This window comes from Kitasatospora sp. NPDC059599 (genome assembly GCF_042735125.1).
GTDB lineage: Bacteria > Actinomycetota > Actinomycetes > Streptomycetales > Streptomycetaceae > Kitasatospora.
This window is the reverse complement of record NZ_JBHWCL010000075.1, coordinates 23,097-44,418: the sequence shown is the minus strand read 5'-3', so window position 1 is coordinate 44,418 and position 21,322 is coordinate 23,097. Positions and strand designations below refer to the sequence as shown.

21 protein-coding genes are annotated in these 21,322 nt (G+C 75.0%); 15 read left to right on the top strand and 6 right to left on the bottom strand.

Features of this window, described 5'->3' with window-relative positions:
- Positions 1-273: 273 nt before the first annotated feature.
- From ACFV04_RS24890 to ACFV04_RS24855, 8 genes are all read left to right on the top strand, one after another.
- Positions 274-1,521, top strand: a complete 1,248-nt coding sequence (locus ACFV04_RS24890; protein ID WP_380532385.1) for a serpin family protein — start codon at positions 274-276, stop codon at positions 1,519-1,521.
- Between the two features lie 178 nt (positions 1,522-1,699).
- Complete coding sequence (locus tag ACFV04_RS24885; protein WP_380532383.1) at positions 1,700-2,452, top strand: thioesterase II family protein; 753 nt, start codon at positions 1,700-1,702, stop codon at positions 2,450-2,452.
- A 110-nt stretch (positions 2,453-2,562) separates the two neighbouring features.
- The gene (locus ACFV04_RS24880) at positions 2,563-3,807 is read left to right on the top strand and encodes a styrene monooxygenase/indole monooxygenase family protein (RefSeq protein ID WP_380532381.1); all 1,245 of its coding nucleotides are present in this window, start codon (positions 2,563-2,565) and stop codon (positions 3,805-3,807) included.
- 610 nt (positions 3,808-4,417) lie between these two features.
- Positions 4,418-4,873 carry an archease gene (locus tag ACFV04_RS24875; RefSeq protein WP_380532379.1) on the top strand — a complete coding sequence of 152 codons (456 nt, stop codon included), beginning with the start codon at positions 4,418-4,420 and terminating at the stop codon, positions 4,871-4,873.
- Positions 4,874-4,965: 92 nt separating this feature from the next.
- On the top strand, positions 4,966-6,393 hold the full coding sequence (locus ACFV04_RS24870; protein ID WP_380532378.1) for an RtcB family protein: 1,428 nt from the start codon (positions 4,966-4,968) through the stop codon (positions 6,391-6,393).
- Positions 6,394-6,629: 236 nt separating this feature from the next.
- Positions 6,630-7,664, top strand: a complete 1,035-nt coding sequence (locus ACFV04_RS24865; RefSeq protein WP_380532376.1) for an ABC transporter ATP-binding protein — start codon at positions 6,630-6,632, stop codon at positions 7,662-7,664.
- Positions 7,661-8,497, top strand: coding sequence for an ABC transporter permease (locus ACFV04_RS24860; RefSeq protein WP_380347083.1), 837 nt, complete (start codon positions 7,661-7,663; stop codon positions 8,495-8,497). Before ACFV04_RS24865 ends, ACFV04_RS24860 begins: the two co-directional genes overlap by 4 nt.
- Before the next feature lie 110 nt (positions 8,498-8,607).
- On the top strand, positions 8,608-9,339 hold the full coding sequence (locus ACFV04_RS24855) for a hypothetical protein (protein ID WP_380532373.1): 732 nt from the start codon (positions 8,608-8,610) through the stop codon (positions 9,337-9,339).
- Here the strand turns inward: ACFV04_RS24855 and ACFV04_RS24850 are convergent.
- On the bottom strand, positions 9,252-10,265 hold the full coding sequence (locus ACFV04_RS24850) for a LysR family transcriptional regulator (protein ID WP_380532370.1): 1,014 nt from the start codon (positions 10,263-10,265) through the stop codon (positions 9,252-9,254). The two genes, ACFV04_RS24855 and ACFV04_RS24850, sit on opposite strands and share 88 nt — an antisense overlap.
- 175 nt (positions 10,266-10,440) lie before the next feature.
- Between ACFV04_RS24850 and ACFV04_RS24845 the strand changes: the two genes are divergently transcribed.
- The 7 genes from ACFV04_RS24845 to ACFV04_RS24815 all read left to right on the top strand — a co-directional run bounded on the left by ACFV04_RS24845 (position 10,441) and on the right by ACFV04_RS24815 (position 16,856).
- Positions 10,441-11,112 (top strand): type 1 glutamine amidotransferase domain-containing protein, encoded by a 672-nt coding sequence (locus tag ACFV04_RS24845; protein ID WP_380532390.1) that lies wholly within the window; start codon positions 10,441-10,443, stop codon positions 11,110-11,112.
- A 106-nt stretch (positions 11,113-11,218) separates the two neighbouring features.
- Positions 11,219-12,295, top strand: coding sequence for a TIGR03617 family F420-dependent LLM class oxidoreductase (locus ACFV04_RS24840; RefSeq protein ID WP_380347077.1), 1,077 nt, complete (start codon positions 11,219-11,221; stop codon positions 12,293-12,295).
- A 268-nt stretch (positions 12,296-12,563) separates the two neighbouring features.
- Complete coding sequence (locus ACFV04_RS24835; RefSeq protein ID WP_380532368.1) at positions 12,564-12,956, top strand: hypothetical protein; 393 nt, start codon at positions 12,564-12,566, stop codon at positions 12,954-12,956.
- On the top strand, positions 12,953-14,767 hold the full coding sequence (locus ACFV04_RS24830; RefSeq protein ID WP_380532365.1) for a GMC family oxidoreductase: 1,815 nt from the start codon (positions 12,953-12,955) through the stop codon (positions 14,765-14,767). The genes ACFV04_RS24835 and ACFV04_RS24830 overlap by 4 nt, the downstream gene beginning before the upstream one ends.
- On the top strand, positions 14,764-15,606 hold the full coding sequence (locus tag ACFV04_RS24825) for a hypothetical protein (RefSeq protein WP_380532362.1): 843 nt from the start codon (positions 14,764-14,766) through the stop codon (positions 15,604-15,606). The genes ACFV04_RS24830 and ACFV04_RS24825 overlap by 4 nt, the downstream gene beginning before the upstream one ends.
- Positions 15,603-16,262: a DUF402 domain-containing protein gene (locus ACFV04_RS24820; RefSeq protein ID WP_380347072.1), complete on the top strand. Its 660-nt coding sequence runs from the start codon at positions 15,603-15,605 to the stop codon at positions 16,260-16,262. Before ACFV04_RS24825 ends, ACFV04_RS24820 begins: the two co-directional genes overlap by 4 nt.
- A gap of 33 nt (positions 16,263-16,295) precedes the next feature.
- The gene (locus ACFV04_RS24815; RefSeq protein WP_380347071.1) at positions 16,296-16,856 is read left to right on the top strand and encodes a hypothetical protein; all 561 of its coding nucleotides are present in this window, start codon (positions 16,296-16,298) and stop codon (positions 16,854-16,856) included.
- Here the strand turns inward: ACFV04_RS24815 and ACFV04_RS24810 are convergent.
- From ACFV04_RS24810 to ACFV04_RS24790, 5 genes are all read right to left on the bottom strand, one after another.
- Positions 16,822-17,883: a bile acid:sodium symporter family protein gene (locus ACFV04_RS24810; protein WP_380532358.1), complete on the bottom strand. Its 1,062-nt coding sequence runs from the start codon at positions 17,881-17,883 to the stop codon at positions 16,822-16,824. The genes ACFV04_RS24815 and ACFV04_RS24810 overlap by 35 nt on opposite strands.
- 116 nt (positions 17,884-17,999) lie before the next feature.
- On the bottom strand, positions 18,000-18,317 hold the full coding sequence (locus tag ACFV04_RS24805; RefSeq protein WP_380347068.1) for a hypothetical protein: 318 nt from the start codon (positions 18,315-18,317) through the stop codon (positions 18,000-18,002).
- Positions 18,314-19,201, bottom strand: a complete 888-nt coding sequence (locus tag ACFV04_RS24800; RefSeq protein WP_380347066.1) for an oxaloacetate decarboxylase — start codon at positions 19,199-19,201, stop codon at positions 18,314-18,316. Before ACFV04_RS24800 ends, ACFV04_RS24805 begins: the two co-directional genes overlap by 4 nt.
- Positions 19,202-19,713: 512 nt before the next feature.
- Complete coding sequence (locus ACFV04_RS24795) at positions 19,714-20,583, bottom strand: class I SAM-dependent methyltransferase (protein ID WP_380532355.1); 870 nt, start codon at positions 20,581-20,583, stop codon at positions 19,714-19,716.
- A 177-nt stretch (positions 20,584-20,760) separates the two neighbouring features.
- Positions 20,761-21,303: a PadR family transcriptional regulator gene (locus ACFV04_RS24790; protein ID WP_380532387.1), complete on the bottom strand. Its 543-nt coding sequence runs from the start codon at positions 21,301-21,303 to the stop codon at positions 20,761-20,763.
- Positions 21,304-21,322: the final 19 nt, after the last annotated feature.

Here is a 21,322-nt window from a genome sequence, read left to right as displayed (position 1 = left end):
ACGCGCAACGCGCAACGCGCAACGCGCAACGCGCAACGCGCAACGCGCAACGCGCAACGCGCAACGCGCAACGCGCAACGCGCAACGCGCAACGCGCAACGCGCAACGCGCAACGCGCAACGCGCAACGCGCAACGCGCAACGCACAACGCACAACGCACAACGCACAACGCACAACGCACAACGCACAACGCACAACGCACAACGCACAACGCACAACGCACAACGCACAACGCACACCATGCAACACGCACCACGGAGCGCAGGGGGACGGATGGGCAAGGCCGACGCCGTACGGGCGGCCAACGCACTGGGCGTGCGATGGGTCGAGCGGACCGACCCGGCGGAGGGGACGGTCCTGATGCCGGCCGGTGTCTGGCCGCTGCTCGGACTGCTGGCCCCGGCCGGGAGCCCCGAGGTCCGGGGCGAGCTGGCGCAGGCGCTCGGCATGCCGCCGGAGGCCGCCGCCGACCGTGCCCGGGATCTCCTCGGCCTGCTGCGGGACGTCCCGGTGGTCGGCTCCGCGCTCGGCCTCTGGACCTCGCGGCGCCTGCGGCCGCGCCCCGAGTGGCTGTCCGGGCTCCCGCCGGCCCTGCACCGGCGGCTGACCGGTGACGTGCCGGAGGACCGTCGGCAGCTGGACGCCTGGGCCAGGAACGCCACGGACGGCCTGATCGACGCGCTGCCGGTGGAGGTGGACCGGGACACCCGGCTGGTGCTGGCCGCCGCACTCACCGTCCGCACCGACTGGATCCGCCGCTTCGACGAGGTCCACGGCGTGCCGTACGGCGTGGACGACGCCTGGGGCGAGCCCGTCCGCTACCTGTCGCGGTGGACGTCGATGCTCGACCGGGTCGCCGTCCTGGAGACGCCGGCGGGCCTCGTCACCGAGGCCAGGGTGCTCGGCTACGGCGACATCAGTGTCCACCTGCTGCTCGGCGAGCCCGACGCCCGGCCCGGCCGGGTGCTGGCCGCCGGGATCGAGGTGCTGGGCCAACGACACCGGCGGACCACGGCCGACCGCCTGCCCGACGGCGCCCCCGGCCCCGGTCTCACGATCGCCCGGATCGCGCGGTACCAGCCGGAGGACCTGCTCTCGGTGGTCGTCCCGCAGTTCACCGTCGAGGCCGACCACGACCTGCTGGCCCACAAGGCGGTCTTCGGCCTGAAGACGCTGAGCGCCCGCTCCGAGACCGAGCACCGGCTGCCCGGCCTCGCGGACGGCGAGCCGCTGTACCTGAACAGCGCCCGCCAGCGGGCCACCGCCACCTTCGGCCCGCGCGGCTTCCGGGCCGCCTCGGTGACCGCCCTCGGCGTGGCGATCGGCGCCGCCGCGACGACCCGCCGCCCGCCCTACCAGCAGCGGATCGCCCGGGTCGGCTTCGGTCGCCCCTTCGGCTTCCTCGCGGTCCACCGCACCTCCGGTCTGGTCCTCGCGGCGGGCTGGGTCACCGAGCCGGACCGCGAGGCCGAGCGTGAGCCGGAGACCGACCCGTGGGAGGAGTGGCAGGAGGAGGACTGACGGACGGACGGGGAACCGACGGACGAACGGGGAACCCACGGACGGGGCCGACGGGTGGGGGACGGACGGATGGATGGCCGTCGGCCGGGGTGCGTGATCACCACAACACCCCGTGGCGGCCTGCGCGCTGACAGACTGGGAGCAGCACAGTCCGTCACGGAGAGAGGCCACACCCCGCATGCCCAGCAGCGCTGCCGTCGACAACCCGTGGTTCCGCCGGTTCAACCCGTCCGACTCCGCGCCCGCCCGGGTCGTGATCTTCCCGCACGCCGGCGGCTCGGCCAGCTACTACCTGGAGTACGCCAACGCGCTGGCGCCGCACGCGGACGTGCTCGCCGTCCAGTACCCGGGCCGGCAGAACCGCTTCCTGGAGCCGACGATCAGCTCCGTGGACGAACTCGCCGACGAGCTGTTCCGCGAGCTGCAGGACTGGACGGACCGGCCGTTCCTCTTCTTCGGCCACAGCATGGGCGCGGCCGTCGCCTTCGAGACCGCGCGGCGCTTCGAGCGCAACGGCGTGAAGGGGCCCGAGCGGCTGTTCGTCTCGGCGGGCCGCGCGCCCTCGCTTCCTCGGGACAGCGAGGTGCACACGCTGCCGGACGACGAACTGTTCGCCGAGATCGTCGAACTCGGCGGCACCGACGAGCGGATCCTCGACATCCCCGCGCTGAAGGAACTGATCCTGCCCGCCCTGCGGGCCGACTACACCGCCATCGAGACGTACCGCTGCGCCCGGGACGCGACCGTGTCGGTGCCGATCACCGGCCTGGTGGGGGAGACCGACCCGAACGCCACGGTGGAGCAGGTCGGCCAGTGGGACCGGCACACCACCGGCGGCTTCGACCTGCGGGTCTTCCCGGGCGGGCACTTCTACCTGGCCGACCGGATCGCCGAGGTCGTGCAGCTGGTCGTCAGCCGCCTGCACGGCTGAGCCTGCCCGGAACCGGCCCTCCGCACGGGTGACCGAACCCCGTCGGCTCGGCTACTGTGCCAGCGTGACGGGCCGTCAGCAGACGGTCAGCAGAGCACCGGGAGGCCGTGTTGCGCCGGATCGCCGTCGTCGGAGCGGGCCAGGCCGGCCTGCAGTTCGCGCTCGGGCTGGTGGCGGACGGGTACGAGGTGACGCTGGTCGCCGAACGCACCCCCGAGCAGGTGCGCGGCGGCCGGGTGCTGTCCACCCAGGCGATGTTCGGCCCGGCGCTGCGGATCGAGGCGGCGGCCGGGCTGGACCTCTGGGCGGACCGGGCGCCCGCCGTCTCCTCGGTCGACGCGGTGCTGGTGGCGCCGCCCGCCGTCCGGGCGCTGGAGTTCACCATGACGCTCGACGAGCCCGCCCAGTCGGTGGACCAGCGGCTCAAGCTGGCCGGGTGGCTGGAGCTGCTGGCGGAGCGCGGTGCCCGGGTCGAGTACCGCGCGCTGGACCGGGAGGGACTGCACGAACTGGCCCGCCGGCACGAGCTGACCGTGGTCGCGGCCGGGCGCGGCGAACTGGCCGGGATCTTCGACCGCGACGCCGGCCGCTCGCCGTTCGACCGGCCGCAGCGGAACCTGTCCTGCCTGTACGCGCACGGCGTCGACGCGCCCGACCCGGCCGCCGGGCCCAGGGCCCGGATGCACGCCCTGCCTGGCCTGGGGGAGCTGTACCTGCAGCCGGCGCTCACCCACTCCGGTCCCTGCTCGGTCCTGCTGTGGGAGGCGCTGCCCGGCAGCCCGCTGGACGTGTTCGGCGACGACCCGGCGCCCGACGTCCGACTGGACAGGATCCGCGCCCTGTTGGGCGAGTACCTCCCGTGGGAGGCGGAGCTCTGGACGGCCGCCGAGCCGACCGACGCCGGGGCCGGGCTGTCCGGCGCGGTCACCCCGACGGTCCGCCGCACGGTGGCCGAACTGGGATCGGGCGTGGACGCCGTCCACGTGCTGGGCCTCGGCGACGCGGTGGTGGTGAACGACCCGATCACCGGCCAGGGCGCCAACAGCGCGGCCCGCGCCGCGGAGGCCTGCCGGCGGGCCGTCGTCGAGCACGGCGACGCTCCGTTCACGGCCGACTGGATGTGCCGCACCGCCGAGCGGTTCTGGCAGCAGCACGCCCGCCACGCCGTCGGGTTCACCGCCACGATGCTGACCATGCCGGACCACCTGCAGGGTGTGTTCGCGGCCGCCGCGGAGCGCGAGGAGGTCGCCCGCCGCCTCGCCAACACCTACGCCGAACCGAGCGACCACGCCGCCTGGCTGGCCACCCCCGACCTGACCGCCGCGTACCTCGCCCCGCAGGGCACCGCGCCGTAGTTGTCGGGTGGGAGGCCTCCCGCGTGAGCGCGCAGGAGCGGGCCGAACTGTCCGGCCTCGCGAAGGCCTTCATGGTCGATCCGTTCGAGGCCGACATCCTCCCGGGATTCCGGGGCGACCTCGACGAGGAGGACCGGGACCGCCCGCCGGACGACATCGCCGGCGCCCTGCCGGACCTCGTCGACCGAGGCCGAACCTCGTCGACCGAGGCCGGATCGAGGTCCGGCGGATCGCGCCCCGGGTCTCACCGACCGGCGAGGAGGGGTAGGGCTCGGAGACCCGGCGCCGGCGGACCGCCTCGCGACCGTCCTGGGGACGAGTCCGGGTGGGAGCCCCCGGCGGACGGCACCTGGGTCGGCGCCCTTGATTCCGATCGAGAGCGACGCCGGGAAGCGAGACCGACGCCGGGAAGAGGGGCAGCCGCCGCTCGCCGGGGACGGGGACGACGGGGACGGGGACCCGCTGGGGTCCCGCCGCACTTGCCCCCGGGCCGTCCGCAGGACGACGCTGGAGGGAAGGACGGCAACGGGTTCGCGAAGCAGTGGACTCGGAAGCAGCGGGTCCGCGAAGCAACGGGTTCGGGAAGCAGCGGGTTCGGGAGGCGTCTCCCGTGGACGGACACGAGCCCGCGGGCCGGTCCGGGAGCGGTCACCGCAGCGTGCCGCACACGGCCGACCTGCGGGTGGAGGCCTGGGCGCCGACGGCCGAGGGCTGCATCGGCGAGCTGGTGCACGGTGTCGTGCACAGCTTCGCCGACCTGAGCGGTGCGCGGATCGTCGGCGAGCGCGGCTGCACCGTCGTCGCGGCGAGCGACGCGGACCTGCTGGCGGGCGTCCTGGAGGAGGTCGTGTACCGGATGGACGCGCACGGCGAACTGCCCGTCGCCGTGGCGGTCGGCGGCATCGAGGGGCCGGACGGCGCCCGGACCGTCGCGGTGCGGTTCCGGATGGCGGACACCGCGACCGCGGCCCTGGTCGGAGCCGTGCCGAAGGCCGTCTCGCTGCACGACCTGGACCTGTGCGCCGGGCCGCACGGCTGGACCTGCCGGGTCACCGTGGACGTCTGAGCCCGGGGAGTGCCGGAGCAACCGGGCGGCGGAACAACCGAGCGGCGGAGACCGCGGCAGCGGGCGCCGTCCGCGGGAACGGGGTGAGCGAGGTGGAGATCGCACTGACCGAGGCGGGCCGGCACCGCTGGCGGATCGAACCGCGCCCGCCGATGCGGGTGCCCGGCATCGTGTTCGCGTCCGCCGCACTGCTGCCGCAGGCCGCCGGGGACAAGGCGCTGGAACAGGTGGCCAACGTGGCGACCCTGCCCGGGATCGTCCGCGCCTCCTACGCGATGCCCGACGTGCACTGGGGCTACGGCTTCCCGATCGGCGGGGTCGCGGCCACCGACGTCGCCCGGGGCGGGGTGGTCTCGCCCGGCGGGGTGGGCTTCGACATCTCCTGCGGGGTCCGGCTGCTGGCGGCCGGCGTCGCCCGGCACGAACTGGACCACGAGCGGATCCGCCGCCTGATGGACCTGCTGGACCGCACCGTCCCGCGCGGCCTCGGCCGGGGCGGACTGTGGCAGCTGTCCGGGCCCGGGGAACTGGACGACCTGCTGCTCGGCGGCGCCCGCTACGCCGTCGAGCACGGCCACGGCGTGCCGCGCGACCTGGAGCGCTGCGAGGACGGCGGGGTGCTGGACGGCGCGGCCCCGGGGGAGGTGAGCACCCGGGCCGTCGAGCGGGGGCTGCAGCAGGTCGGCAGCCTCGGCTCGGCCAACCACTTCCTGGAGGTGCAGGCCGTCGACCGGGTGACCGACCCGGACACCGCGGCCGCCTTCGGACTGCGGCCCGGCCAGGTCTGCGTCATGATCCACTGCGGCTCGCGCGGCCTCGGCCACCAGATCTGCACCGACCACGTGCGCGCCATGGACCGCGAACTGCACCACCACCGGATCGACCTGCCGGACCGCCAACTCGCCTGCACCCCGGTCGACTCGCCGCGCGGCCGCGCTTACCTGGGCGCGATGACCGCCGCCGCCAACTACGGCCGCGCCAACCGGCAACTCCTCTCCGAGGCGGCCCGCCGCGCCTTCGCCACCGCGCTCGGCGTCGGACTGGAGCTGGTCTACGACGTCTCGCACAACCTCGCCAAGCTGGAGACCCACGAGGTGGACGGCGCGCCCCGGACGCTGTGCGTCCACCGCAAGGGCGCCACCCGCGCGCTGCCGCCCGGAGACCCCGACCTGCCCGCCGACCTGGTCGACGCCGGCCAACCGGTGCTGGTGCCCGGCACCATGGGCACCGCCTCGTACGTCATGGTCGGCCTGCCCGGCAACGAGGCCTTCCGCTCCGCCTGCCACGGCGCCGGCCGGGTGCTGAGCCGGCACCAGGCACTGCGCACGGTGCGCGGCGAGCAGCTCGGGAGCGATCTGGAGGCGCGGGGCATCGCGGTGCGCCCCGCCTCGTGGCGGGCGCTGGCCGAGGAGACCCCCGAGGCGTACAAGGACGTCGACGCGGTCGCCGCCGTCACGGAGGCGGCCGGGCTGGCCCGGCAGGTCGTGAGGCTGGTGCCGCTGGGCGTGTGCAAGGGGTGAACCGGGTGCCCGCCGCCCGCCTTCGCTTCCGCCGCTGCTTGCCCCTGCTCGCTCTCTGCCCGCCGCCCGCTCTTTGCCCGCCGCCGGTCCGCTGCCCGCCTTCGGTCCGCGCGTCGGGGCGGTCCGCCGGTCCGCCGCCCGCCGCCGGTCTGCACCCGGTCGTCCCGGCCGGGTCTCTCGACAGGCCGTCCCGCGGGCGCTTTGATGGCCGACGCACCCGTCACAGGAGGTGGTCCATGCCAGGCAACGGAACCGGGCCGGTGATCGAGCTGACCTCGCTCACCAAGCGGTACGGCAGCACGGTCGGCATCGAGGGACTGGACGTGTCCGTGGCGGCCGGCGAGGTGTTCGGCCTGCTCGGCCCCAACGGCGCCGGGAAGACCACCACCCTGCGCTGCCTGGTCGGTCTGCTCGGCCCGACCGGCGGCCGGGTGCGGGTGCTGGGCCTGGACCCGGTGGCCGACCACCGCCGGCTCGCCCCCTCGATCGGCTACCTGCCCGGCGAACTGCGGCTCTACCCCGAACTCACCGGGCGCCAGACCCTCGACCTGCTCGCCGCCCTCCAGGGCGCCCCGGTGCCGCGCCAAGGGGAGCTGTGCGAACGGCTGAAGCTCTCCCGGGCCGACCTGGCGCGCCCGGTGGGGGAGTACTCGCGCGGTATGAAGCAGAAGCTCGGGCTCGTCCAGGCGCTCCAGCACCGGCCCGCCGTCGTGGTGCTGGACGAGCCGAGCGAGGGGCTGGACCCGCTGGTCCAGGAGACCTTCTACGAGTTGCTCGCCGAGGAGACGGCCGCCGGGCGGACCGTCCTGCTCTCCAGCCACGTGCTGCCCGAGGTGCAGCGCACCTGCGGGCGGGTCGCCATCGTGCGGCACGGCCGGCTGGTGACCGTCCGCTCGGTCGCCGAACTGCGCGAAGCCCGGGCCCGGAAGGTCCGGCTGGTCCTCGCCGACGGACTGGGCGCCCGGCCGCTCGGCGCCGCCGAGCGGTGGTCCCCGCGCTGGGACGGCGGGCGGGTCGAACTGCTGGTGCCGCCGGACGAGGTGGTCCCGGCCGTGCGCGGCCTGCTGGCCGAACTGCCGGTGGCCGACCTGACCGTGGAGGAGGCGGGCCTGGACGAGGCCTTCCTCGACCTCTACCGCTCGGACGACGACGGCTCGGACGACGCCCGTCCGACCGGCGCCCGTCCGACCGGCGACCCCGATGACCGGAGCCGTGTCGACGGCGCCCGTCCGACTGACGACCGTCCGCCGACGACCGAGGAGCAGCCGTGAACCCGGGCACCGTCAGCCGCCGCCTCCCCCTGGTCTGGCTCGCCCTGCACCGGCGCCGCCGGATGCTGCTCTCGCTGCTGCTGGGCATGGTCGTCTTCGAGACCCTGATCGTGGTGATCGCCGGGACCGTCGCGCCCGGCGACCTGTTCGGCGCCGCCCGCCGCAACCCGCCCGGTGCCTTCAAGGCGTTCAGCGGTTCCAACGGCGACATCTCCATCGCCAGCTACCCCGGACTGCTCGGCGCCGGACTCACCCACCCGTTCTGGATCGCCCTCCAGCTCACCGTGATCGGCTCGCTCGGTGCCGCCGCCGTCGCGGCCGACGTCGAATCCGGCACCATCGAGCTGCTGATGACCCGCCCGGTCTCCCGGCGCCGGCTGCTCGCCGAACGGGCGGGTGCCATGATCGCCGCCTCGGTGCTGCTCAACGCCGCCGCCACGCTGACCATCGCACTCGGGGTGGCGTTCTCCCCGAAGCTGCGCGCCGCCGTCCCGGAGGGCGCGGTGTTCACGGCCGGACTGCTCGGCTGCGCCCTCGCGTTCTGCCTGACCGGGCCGGTGCTGGCGGTGTCCGCGCTCAGCCGGCGGCGGGCGTACGTGGTCGGTGCGGCGGTCGTCTTCGGGGCGGTCGGCTTCGCGCTCAACTTCGTCGCGCTGGCCTGGGCGCCGGCCCGGCCGCTGCGCTACCTCAGCCCGTTCCACTACTACGCCCCGGGCGACGTGCTCGGCCACGGCGGGGTGCCGTGGGCGGCGCTGGGCGTGCTGGTCGGGGTCGGCCTGCTCGGTCTGCTGGCGGCGTTCCGGCTGCTGGAACGCCGGGACCTGGCGATCTGACAAGGGCGGTGCCGGCCGACCGGTACCCCGGCGCAGCGGCCGGGGCGCCGCTCCGGCATGCTGTACCCCCGCCGACCCGGCGGCGATGATCATTCTGCGTGGACGGACCGATGGACAGCAGCGACGACAGACCCGCCCCGGCCCGCGAGGCGCGGCGCCCGCCGACCCGGCGGACGGCCCGCCCGACAGCCCGCCCGACAGCCCGTGCGACGGACGGCTCGGGGACCCGGCGGGTGCCCAGGGCCCGGGTGGCGGCGCTCCTGGTGGCCGCGGCGCTGGCGGGCTGGGGTGCCGCCACCGCCCCGGACTGGAACGGGCCGTGTGACCCGGGCTTCCCCGGCGTGGACGAACTGCGGGACGCCCTGCCGGTCTTCGCCTGCTTCACCGTGGGCGACCGGACGACCGCCGGCTACCGGCTCGACGTCCGCTACTCGGGGAAGGAGCACGACCCGGAGGAGGCCCTGTCCGTCGCCCGTCAGGAGGCCGGGGTGTTCTGGCAGCGCTTCCCCTACCCGGTGTCGGGCGTGCACATCGACACCACGGCGGCGTTCGGCGAGTCGGCGGTCAAGCAGGTGACGCTGGACGCGGGCGAGTTGACGTCGCGGTTCGGCCCACAGCCGGCCGGGCCGGGCGCGCGCTTCCCCGGACAGCCGGTCGGGCGCACCGAGGTCGTGCTGTGGGCGGTGTGCGGTGGGCTGCTCGCCGTGGCGGCGGGGCTGCTGCGCCGCCGCCGGCCGGGTCGGCGGTCCGGGGCTCAGCAGGCGCGGGCCGCCGCCAGCAGGTGTTCGCGGACCAGGGAGACGTGGGGGTTGGCGGACCCGGCCGGCCGCCGGACCAGGTAGGCGGTGTTGATCGGCGGGTCGGCCGGCTCGTGCAGCAACCGCAGCGCTCCGGAGGCGAGTTCGGCCCGGCAGAGGTAGCCGGGCAGGACGCTCCAGCCCGCGCCCGCCGTCACCGCCGCCAGCACCGCCCGCAGGTCCGGCACGGTGAGTGCGGCCCGGGCGTGCAGTCGCCGGTCGAAGACGTGCCGCCAGTAGCGGCGGGCGATCGGCAGGTCCTCGGCGTAGCTGAGCAGCGGCACCTCGGCCAGCGCCTCGGGCAGGTCCCGGCCGGCCAGCCGGTCGGCCCACGCGGGTGCGGCGACCAGGACGAACTCCTCGTCGGCCAGGGGTTCGGAGAGCAGCGTGCGGCCGCGCGGACGCCGGGTGGCGATCACCAGGTCGTGCCGACCGGCCCGCAGTTCCTCCAGCAGCGGGTCCGTCAGCCCGCCGGTCACCCGGAGCCGGACCCCCTCGGCGACCAGCGGTGCGAGCTCCGCCAGCAGGACGGTGCCGAGGAACTCCGCCGGCCCGGCCAGGTGGACCGGCTCCGGGACGCCACCGCCGCGTCCGTCGGCGAGGCCCGCCAGCTGGTCCAGCGGGACCGCCAGGCGGGCGGCGAGGTCGTCGGCGTACGGCAGCGGACTGACCCCGCGCGCCCGGCGCTCGAACAACTCCCGGCCGAGCCGCTGCTCCAGCGCGCGGATCTGCGCGGTCACCGTGGACTGGGACAGGCCCAGCAGGTGTGCGGCCGCGGTGAAGGATCCGGCGCGGTGCACGGCGAGGAAGGTCCGCAGCTGGTTGAGGTCCAGCGGGCCGGAGCCGGGCAGCAGCCGGTCCTCCGTGCTCGGGCGGCTCGTGGTGGGGCGGCTCGCCGTCCGACCGCTCGCCGTCCGACCACCCGCCGTCCGACCACCCGCCGTCCGATCGCTCGTCGTCCGATCGCTCATGCCGCGAGGGTACGGGATCCCGATGGCTGGGCCGACCGTGCGAGGCATCGGAATTCCGATGCCTCGCATCGCGTGGCCCATTGGTTCCCGTGGGCCCGCCGGGTCTAGCGTCGACGGTGTGAGCGCCGCGGCGGGGGTCGTCGCGGCGGGGAACGCACCACTGGAGGCACCCACGATGGCCGACATCCTGTTCGTCCTGACCGGCTCGGACGTCTGGACCCTGAACGACGGCACCAAGCACCCGACCGGCTTCTGGGCGGAGGAGGCCGTCGTCCCGTACCAGGCCCTGACCGCGGCCGGGCACCGGGTCGTCGTCGCCACGCCGGGTGGCGTCGTCCCGGTCGCCGACCGGGCCAGCCTGACCGACCCGGCGATCGCCTCGGCGCTGGAGGCGATCGAGGAGTTCCGCCGGCCGCGCGTGCTCGCCGGGACCGACCCGGCCGACTACGACGCCGTCTTCTACCCGGGCGGCCACGGCCCGATGGAGGACCTGGCGGTCGACGCCGACTCCGGCCGGCTGCTGACCGCGGCACTGGCGTCCGGCCGCCCGCTCGGCGTGGTCTGCCACGGCCCGGCCGCGCTGCTCGCCGCCCGCACCGAGGACGGCGGTTCGCCGTTCGCCGGGTACCGGCTGACCGGCTTCACCAACGCCGAGGAGACCCAGGCCGGTCTGGCGGACCGGGCGCCCTGGCTGCTCCAGGACCGGCTGGTCGCCCTCGGCGCGGACTTCCGGGAGAGCGAGGCCTGGGCGCCGCACGTGGTGGTCGACCGCAACCTGGTGACCGGCCAGAACCCGGCCTCCTCCGCGCTGGTGGCCGCCGAACTGCTGAAGCTGCTGCAGGCGTAGCCGCCGCGGGCCGGGCCCGCCCGGGCGGTGCGCCCGGGCCGGCCGGCGCCGACGGTCGTGGCAGGCTGCCCGGGTAGCACCGCCGCCCGTGACCAGGAGCACCGCCATGGACCGACCCGCCGCCCTCCACCCTGCCGCCCTCCGACCCGCCGCCCTCCGCCTCGACGCCACCGCCTCCGGACACCCGGCGGGAATCCTGGACGCCGCCGAGCGCGCCGAACGCCGGGGCATGGACCGGCTGGTGGTCGCCGAGACGGCGTACGACCCGTTCCTCCAGCTGGCCCGCGCCGCCGACCGGACCACGTCGATCGAACTGGCCACCGGCATCGCGGTGGCCTTCGCCCGCACCCCGATGACGCTCGCCTACCAGGCGTGGGGGCTGCACGCGGCCTCCGGCGGACGGGCCGTCATCGGGCTGGGCTCCCAGGTCAAGCCGCACATCGAGAAGCGCTTCGGGATGCCCTGGGACCGTCCGGCCGTCCGGATGCGCGAGTACGTGCACGCGGTGCGGGCGATCTGGCACAGCTGGCAGACCGGTGAACGGCTGCGCTTCCGGGGCGAGTTCTACACCCACACGGTGATGACGCCGGTCTTCTCGCCCGACCCGGTCCCGGCCGGGGTGCCGCGGATCCTGCTGGCGGGCGTCGGGCCGCTGATGACCCGCACCGCCGGGGCGGTGGCCGACGGTTTCCTGAGTCACCCGTTCTCCTCCACCGCGTACCTGGCCGAGCAGGTGCTGCCCGGCCTGACCGAGGAGCGGGCGCGGGCCGAGGCGGAGGGCGCCGCGTGGACGGAGCGGCCGTTCGAGGTCGTCGGCAACGTGCTCACCGCCGTCGGACGCACCGAGGAGGAACTGGCGGCCGGCCGCGCCGCGACGCGCGAGCGGCTCGCCTTCTACGCCTCCACGCCGGCCTACCGTCCGGTGCTGGCGCAGCACGGCTGGGAGGACCTGCAGGAGGAGTTGCACGCCCACTCGGTGCGCGGGCGCTGGGCGGAGATGGCCGCGCTGATCGACGACGAGGTGTTCGACGCCTTCGCGGTGTCCGGTTCGGTCGAGGAAGTGGCCCGGGAGGTGCGGCGCCGGTACGCGGGCCTGGTCACCCGGCTCTCCGTCAGCCTGCCCGAGGACGCGGACCCGGAGCTGGGCCTGGACGTCCTGGCAGCGGTGCGCTCCCTGGACTGACGTCCGGAGCGCGGGCCGTGCAGTGCGGCACCGACCGGTACGGTCCGGAAACGGGCGGGATGCGAACGATGCGGGTCGTCGATCGGGCGACTGGTGATCAAGTCCGGGCAGATTCGGGCAACGGGTTTCCGGTGGTGAGGGCGGGAGGCAGGATCGCGGTGACAGGCCGGGCCGTGCGACGAGGCGTGGCCCTCCGGGCCTGTCATGTCTTGGCCAGCCGTTCCTTCCCTGGCCATCCGCTGCCGATCGTGGGGGTACCCGCGTGTCCGTGTCCGACGACCGCCCCGCCGACTACGACCTCGCGGAGCGCTGGGACCCCGTCGAGGCCGCCGAGGCCGACGAGTTGGCCGACCTGGACGAGTTCCTGCGCGTCTGCGCCGAGCTCACGGGCTTCGACGTGCCCGAACTGCGCGCCACCGGCATGGCGGACGAGCACCACCGCACCGTGCTGGCCCACCGGGTCCGGGACGAGCACGCCCTCGTGCACCTCTGGTACGTCGGCGCCTGGCCCGGCGAGGCGCCCAGCTCCGCCCGCGCCCACGACCGGGGCCTGGTCTGGCGGACCTTCCGGGCCGTCCCGCCCGGGGCCGCCGCGCCCGGGTACGGCAGCTGGGCCGACGCGCCCCGGGGCGCGGCGGCCCGACGGGACGAGAGCCGGTGACCGCCCACTGGGACGCCGTCGTGGTCGGCGCCGGCTTCGCCGGGAGCCTGGTCGCCCACCGCCTCGGCGCACAGGGGTGGCGGGTGCTCGTCCTGGAGGCGGGACGACCCGCGCCCACCGGTGCCGAAGCCTCGGCCGCCCACCGCGCGGCCGGCGGCGGACCACCCACCTCGCCCTACCCGCACAACCCCGAGGCGCCGTCACCCGACGTCACCGACCTCACCGGACTGCCCGGCGGCGGCTTCACCGCCACCGGACACCTCCGCCAGTACGGGCCGCTGCCGTACGCCAGCGGCTACCTGCGCGCCAACGGCGGCACCGGCCTGCTCTGGACCGGACTCGCCCCGCGCATGCACCCCGAGGACTTCCGCACCGGCGACCTCGGACACGGCCGCAACTGGCCGATCGGCTACCACGACCTGGAGCCGCACTACCGCGACGCCGAGCACGAACTCGGCGTCGCCGCCGACGCCGGGGAGCAGCGCAGCGCCGTCGGACTGCCCATCCCCGACGACTACGCCTTCCCGATGCGCGCCATCCCCGCCAGCTTCCTCGACCGGCAGCTGGCCGACGCCCTCGACGGCCGGACGGTCCGCGACCCCGTCGTGCCCGGGCCCGCCCGGCTCGCCGTCACCCACACCCCGCACGCCCGCAACGGGGTGCCGACCACCGGGGTGCCGGTCCGTCCCGGCTCCGCCGACGGACCGCTCTGCGCGGGCAGCGCCGGCTGTGTCCCGGCCTGCCCGAGCGGCGCCAAGTACACCCCGCTGCGCACCCAGGCACGCTGGGCTTCCGGGGTCGAGCTGCGCACCGGGGCCGTGGTCGCCCGGGTGCTCGCCGACCCGCGGACCGGGCGTGCCGGGGGAGTCGAGTACCTGTCCGGCGGTGCGACCCACCGGGTGGCGGCGGACCTGGTGGTGCTCGCCGCGCACGCGATCGAGAACGCCCGGCTGCTGCTGCTCTCCGGTCTGGCCGAGCGCAGTGACCAGGTCGGGCGCAACCTGATGGACCACCCGGCCCTGCTCACCTGGGGCCTGATGCCCCGCCCGGTCGGCCCCCACCGGGGGCCCGGCTCCACCAGCGGCCTGGAGGCCTTCCGCTTCGGCCCCGGGCGCGACCGCCGGGCCCCGTTCCGGATCGAGATCGGCAACTGGGGCTGGTCCTGGGCCGGTGGGCCGCCGGAGGCGGAGGCCGCCGCGATGCTCGCCGCCGGACTGCGCGGCAAGGAACTGCGCGAACGCCTCGGCGACCGGCTCGGCCGCCAGTTCTCGCTCCAGTTCGAACTGGAACAGCCCGCCGACCCGGCCAACCGGGTCACCCTCGACCCGGACCGGCGCGACCCGCTCGGCCTCCCCGCGCCGGCCGTCCGCTACGACCTGTCCGACTACGTCCGCGAGGGCATGGCCTCCGCCCGGGCCGTCTCCGACCAGCTCTTCGCCCTGCTGGGCGCCGAGGACCACACCGCCTACCCGGCGGAGGGCTGGCCGGGCCGGCTGGAGCACCGGGGAGCGGTCCACGGCTACCGGGGCGCGGGCCACGCCGGCGGAACCCACATCATGGGCGACTCGCCCGCCACCTCCGTGGTCGACCACTGGCAGCGCTGCTGGGACCACCCCAACCTGTACGCCGTCGGCTGCGGCTCCATGCCCTCGCTCGGCACCTCCAACCCCTCGCTCACCATGGCCGCGCTCGCGCTGCGCAGCGCCGAGCGGATGCACCGGGACCTGCTGGAGCTGCACCGGCCGGCGACCGTCACGACACCGGCCACGTCCCGTACCCCCGTACCCCCTTCGTCCTCGGAGCCCTCATGACCGGCATGCCGCTGCCGCCCGTACCGGAGCCGTACCACCTGCCGTTCCACTACGGCGCGCTGCACAACATCGGCGTCGACTACCTGGTCGACCACGAGCGGGCCCGCGAACTGCTCGGCAAGCGCCACCCCGGGCTGCAGGCCGCCGCGTTCGACGGCGGGGCCTGCGTGTCGCTGAACTACCAGCTCTACTTCGCCCAGTACCCGAACGGCGGCGGCATCACCCAGGAGTTGGAGATCAACCTGATCGCCCACCCGCTGTTCGCCGAGGACCGGATCCCGGTGGTCAACTACGGCCAGTACGCCCGGGGGTACGACCAGACCAAACTGCTCGGCATCGCCCGGCTGCACGTGCTTTGCGACAACCTGCTGGCCATCGACGCCGGACGCCGACTCTACGCCGAGCCCAAGCACCCGGGCTGGTTCGAGACCACGCTGCCCTCCCTCAACGCGCCCGCCGTGCGCGAACGCTGGACCGTGTCCTGCCGCCGCGCCGGCCTCGGGCCCGACGGGCTGGACCGCCACGACGAGGAACTCCTCGCCCTGGACGTGAACCTGGCCGGCCTCACCCCCGAAGCGGTCACCAACACCCCGATCACCGGCTACGGCACCGACGACGAGGGCAAGCTCCTCGCCGGGCCGCTCACCGTGTACCAGCCCTACCGCTACTACGCCCTGGACGACCGCACCGCCGACCGCGTCCGGCTCGACCTCGGCAACCCCGCCGAGGAGTCCGCCCGCGACCTCGCCCACCTGATCGCCGACGCCCCGGCCGCCGGGGCCTGGACCTACCAGTCCCCGCCGGTCGCCGCCCACAACCGGGCCTACTACGTCCGGTGACCGCGGAGCGCTTCACCCCCGGGAGTACCGCCGTCCGCCGGGACATCGCGTACGGCCGGGTCTGGACGGCCATGCCGTACACCGTCCTCGCCGACGACGGCGCCGACCTGACGATGACCGCCCGCCCCGGCATCGCGAGCCTGGCCCCGTCGAGCTGGACCACCGCGCGGCGGGCGGGCGACGTCGCGGTCCGCAAGCGCGGCATCGACGACCTCGCCGCCGGTCAGTGGGAACTCGACCACTGGGTCTGGCGCGACACCGTGGTGCTCAGCCGGTTCGTCGCCGGCGAGCCGTACAGCGTGCACCGCTTCCTGACGCCCGAGGGCCGGCCGCTGCGCTGGTACGTCAACTTCGAGCGCCCCTACCGGCGGACGGCCATCGGCATCGACACCCTCGACCTCTTCCTGGACCTGGTGATCACCCCCGATCTGGCGACGCACACCTGGAAGGACGAGGACGAGTACGCCCAGGCCCGGCGCCTCGGCCTGATCGACGAGGCCACCCACCGTCAGGTGGAGCGCGCCCGTGAGGCAGCCCTCGCCCAACTCCTGGACCGCAGGGGGCCGTTCGCCCCCGCCCCGGACGCCTGGACGATGCCGCCCCCGGGCCCGCTGCCCGTCCTGCCGGCCGCGACCCTCAGCACCCCCGCGGGGTGAGTCCGCGGCTGCCTGCTAGGGTCACGCCTCGACATGAACGACACCAGCCCGACGGGCACCGCGGACAAGACATGCACCGCGAACGCGACCGGCCATGCGGACCCGACGGGCACCGCGGCGAGGGCCCTGGTGAACGCCGCGGACGCGATGGACGACATCGAGGCGCTCGGCCACCTGCACGACGGCGGAGACTACCGGCGGCTGGCTGAACGGACCTCGAACCCGGACGTGCTGCGCCGACTGGCCCGGGGCGAGTACCCGTTCGTCTGGCACGCGATCGCCAAGAACGCCGCCGCGCCCACCGACCTGCTGGTCTCGCTGTCCCTCCGGCGCAACACCACCTGGAACGAGAACCTCCTGCTCGAACTGATCGCCGCGCACCCCGCCCTCACGGGCGAGGCGTTGGACGGGTTCATCGATCTCCTGGCCACGCGGCTGAGGGAGGACGCGCGCCCGTACGCGGCGGTGCTGGAACTGGCCCGGAGGCCGGAGCCCACGGCCGAGCGGCTGCACTGGCTGGTGCACCTGCCCGGGGCCTCGGCCCGGTTGCGCCGGGGAGTCACCCGGGTGCTGGTGGCACGACCGGACCGGTGAGCGCGGACGGCGCCTGTCCGTCGTCCTGATGCCCGTCGTCCTGCTGCGCGCCGGGCCGATCCGTGGGTGCGGCTGCGGCCGGCACCCGGGACCAGCGCCCGGCGAGGACCGTTCCGGCCACCAGCTGCAGTTGGTGGTAGAGCATCAGCGGCAGCACCATCAGCCCCGCCTGCGACCCGAACAGGACCGTGGCCATCGGCAGGCCGTTGGCCAGGCTCTTCTGCGAACCGCACAGAACGGCCGCGATGCTCGCGGACCGGTCGAGCCCCAGCAGCCGCGCCCCGAGTGCGGTGGCCGCGAGAGCGGCGGCGAGCAGGGACAGCAGCACCGCGAGGAGCCCGAGCAGGGCGACCGGCGTGGCCAGGCGCCAGATGCCCTGGGCCACCGCCGCGCTGAACGCCGTGTAGACCACGAGCAGGATCGACACGCGGTCCACCGGGGCCAGGGACCGCCGGTGACGGTCCAGCAGCCCGCCGATCCACGGTCGCAGCAACTGCCCCAGCAGGAACGGGGCGAGCAGCTGGAGCCCGATCCGCAGCAGCCCGTCGGCGGACAGCTCCGTGTGCGAGCCCAGCAGCCGGGCCGCCAGCAGCGGGGTGAGGAACAGCCCCGCCAGGCCGGAGTAGGTGCCCGCGCAGATCGCCGCCGGGACGTCGCCCCCGGCGGCGCCGGTGAGCGCCACCGAGGACTGCACCGTCGAGGGCACCAGGCAGAGGAACAGCACCCCGGTCTGCAGCGGCGCGGTCAGCGGTACCGGGGTGAGCAGTGCCGTGGCGAGCCCGAGCAGCGGGAAGAGGACGAAGGTGGCGGCCAGGACCAGCCCGTGCAACCGCAGGTGCCGCAGACCGGCCAGCGTCTCGCGGGTCGAGAGCCGGGCGCCGTAGAGGAAGAACAGCAGTGTCACCGCGAGGTCGCAGGCCGACCCGGCGACCCGCGCCGACCCGCCGGAGGCCGGGAACAGCGCGGCCAGGCCGACCGTCCCGGCCAACGCCGCCAGGTACGGATCGAGCCACCGAGGCACCTGCACACGCGCGCCCAGCGCAGGCCGGTGTTGCCCCTGGCGGTGTTGCCCGTGGCGGCGTTGCCCGTGCCGACGCTGCCCTGGCGGTCGCTCCGGCTGGTCCCAGCCTGCCGGACGGTCGGTCACGGACCGCCTCCCGTCACCGGGCGGCGCGCGGGCCCGGCCGGCGGCGCCGGACCCAGGAGACCGCCGACCAGCGAGCCCGCGCCGTCGTGGTCGCTGCCCGCCGAACCGCTGCCGTTCTGGAGATTGGCCGTCCGGTCGACCTCCAGCCACGAATCGGCGTTGGAGTTGTCCACGACGGTGATCAGGGACCCGCCCGCCGCCGCGGGTGCGGCGCCGGCCGCGAGCAGGGCGCACGCTCCGGCCACCCCCAGCACACCGGCCCGCAGGGCGGCGGCCGCCGAGGGCGGGGCGGGCCCGCGCCGACCGGCCGTCACACCGTCACCGCCGTCAGCTCCCGAGAGCGGGCGATGTTCCGCTCCAGCAACTCGGTGGACTCCCGCACACCGATCTGCCGGTCCTCCTCCGCTGCGGCGGGCAGCCGCCCGTCGGCGACCTTCAACCCCGCCAGCGCCTCCTCCATCGCCCGGTGCGCCGCGAAGAGGCACGGTGTGCTGTAGATGGCGACGTCCACCCCCAGCTCCGTCAGCTCCGAGAGCGACAGCCGGGGGGACTTGCCGCCCGCGATCTGGTTGAACAACAGCGGCTTGTCGCCGACCACCGCGCGGATCCGGCGGATCCACTCCTCGCTGCGCACGCCGTCGACCAGTACCACGTCGGCGTCCGTCGCGGCGAGCGCCCGGGCGCGGCGCAGGATGTCCTCCTCCTCGGTGGCGTCGGTGCGGGCAACCACCACGAGGTCCGTCCGGTTGGCGAGAACGAGCTCCAGCTTCTCCAGGTACTCCTCCAGCGGGAGGACCTGCTTCCCGTCCGCGTGGCCGCAGCGGCGCGGCCGCTTCTGGTCCTCCAGGATCACGCCCGAGGCGCCGATGCGTTCGAGCCTGCGCACGACGTGGCAGGCCACCTCGGGATCGACGTAGCCGTCGTCGATGTCGACCAGGAGGTGGTGCCGGGGGAAAGCGCCGCGCAGCCGCTCGACGAAGCCGACCATGTCCGGCCAGGCGATGAAGCCGATGTCGGGCAGCCCGTAGTAGGAGGCCGCGAAGCCGAAGCCGGAGACGAACATGCCGTTGTAGTGCTCGGCCGCGATGGAGGCCGAGTACATGTCGTAGACGCCGATCAGGGGCGTGGTGCCGGGGCCCGCGATCTCCGCGCGGAGGCGCTGTCCGGGGGTGTCCGTCGTCGTGGTTCCGTGGAACAAGGCCTTCTCCTCATCCGGATGACTTTGCCTGAACTTGGTGTTCGCTAGACCAAACCGAGGTGTCATCACTATGCGGCCTTTAATGTTCCGTGGGCAAATCTTTAAAGGAGATTCCCACGTTGGAGTGAAGGTATCGGCGACAATAGGAAAGGCGTAAAACACTTTCGTATGCCGCGCGGGCGTCAAGGGTTCCGGGACGGGAAGGTCGGCGCGGCTGTCCGGGTGATCGGGTGCCGTGCGAGGTGCGGCACGTCGTCCCGGCGGTCGACGGCCGCGAGGGGGTCGCCCGGGTCCCGGCCCGTGCGTCCGGAGCGCGCACCCGGGTCCGGGGGAGGTGTCCGCGCCGGAGTCGTCGGCGGGAGCGGGAGCGGGAGCGGGAACGGGCACCGCCCGCTCCCGCCGACCGCCGGGCGCTGACCTGCGGCGGTCCGACGGCGGGCGGGCGGGCGGGGCGGGTCGGGCGGACCGGCCGGGCGGACGGGTCGGTGGGTGGAGAGGCCGGGCGGCCGGGTTCAGGCGCTGGCCACCGGCGGCGCCGCGCGCCGCTCGCGCAGCGTCCTGAGCATCCGGCGGGTCGCCTTGGTGGCGACGGGCGGCAGCAGCTCCAGCGCCAGCCGGCGCGGGGCGGAGCGCAGGACCGGGGCCTTGACCTGGTAGTTGAGGCGCAGGACGCGCGCCCCGGCGATGGTGTCCTCGTCCACCGTGTAGCCGTCGGCCCGCCAGTCCCGCGCCAGCAGGACCTGCCGGGCCGCCGCGGCGTCGCCCCAGGTGCCGTAGAACTTCATCGGTGTGAGCAGGACCGGGCGCAGTCCGCCGGTGAAGACCGCCTCCCAGACCGCCGCCGAGACGCCGGGGGTGTGCTCGGAGCGGTAGTCGTCCAGCGCGACCAGGCCGTTCCCGGTGAGCGCGGCCCGCGCGACGGCGATGTCGCCGGCGACGTGCTCGTACAGGTGGGAGGCGTCGACGTGGACGAACCGGCAGCTGCCGGCCGGGATCCGGCCGTCGGCCAGCACCGAGGTGGGCGCCTGCACGATCTCGGGCAGTTCGCTGTGGAAGGCCAGGTAGTTGGCCTCGAAGGCGCTTCGGGTCAGCGTCTTCCGGTAGGACATGTCCATCTCGGCGGCGTTGTCCTCGTCGCCGGCCTCGGAGTCGAACAGGTCGCAGACCGTCAGCCGCTCGCCCGGCCGCAGGTGGTCGCCGAGCAGGACGGCGCTGCGGCCCAGGTAGCTCCCGAGCTCCAGGATGTCGCCGGTGACGCCGGTGGTGGTCTGGGCGGACAGCAGGTGGCCGAAGGCGGCCCGATCGAGACTGAAGAACCAGCCGGGGATGTCGTCCCGCTTCATCGGTGCGGGGCGGGCGGCTGCGGTCTCGGCAGTGGGCACGGCGGCCTCCAGGGGGACGGCGGGGCGCGGTGGCGGATCACGCCGCGGAGGGACGCCGAGGACGTGAGGCGGATCATCATAGCCACGCGGGGGCCCGCTGGGGCCAGGTGTGGAAGGACCTGATTCCGTTCGGCCGTTCGGGCGTTGGGGCGTTCCCGGAGGGCGGCGGCGTCCGGGTCAGGCGGGCCGTCCGGATCGCTCCAGCTCCGCGATGGTCTCCGTCAGCCAGGCCCGCTCGGCGGCGGTGGAGGCCCGGGCGACGAGCAGCATGCCGCGCCGGAACGGATTGGGCTCCTGCTCGGCGCTGACCGGCCGGCCTTCCCCGTCGTAGAAGAAGCTGCTCGGCGCGTCCAGGAAGGCCAGCCGGCGGCGCAGGACGGCGGCCTGCCGGACCGGGTCGGCGAGGTGGTGCAGGAACGTGGTGAGCGTGAAGAACCTGATCTGGTCGGTGATCTCGGCCTGTTCCGGGTCGGCCAGCCGCCGCAGCAGCTCGGCCCGGCCGTCCACGGTCGGTTCCAGGGTCTGGCGCGGCGCTGCGCCGGTGCCGGGTTCGCTGCGGCGGGAGAGCAGGCCGGCCTTCTCCAGCCGGGCGATGGCGGGGTAGAGCGCGCCGTCGCTGACCGGCCGGACGTGCCCGGTCAGGCCGGTGATCCGGGACTTGAGTTCGTAGCCGTGCAGCGGCTGGTCGTACAGGAAGCCGAGGATCGCGAGGGTCAGCACGGTCGGGGCCCTTCCGTCG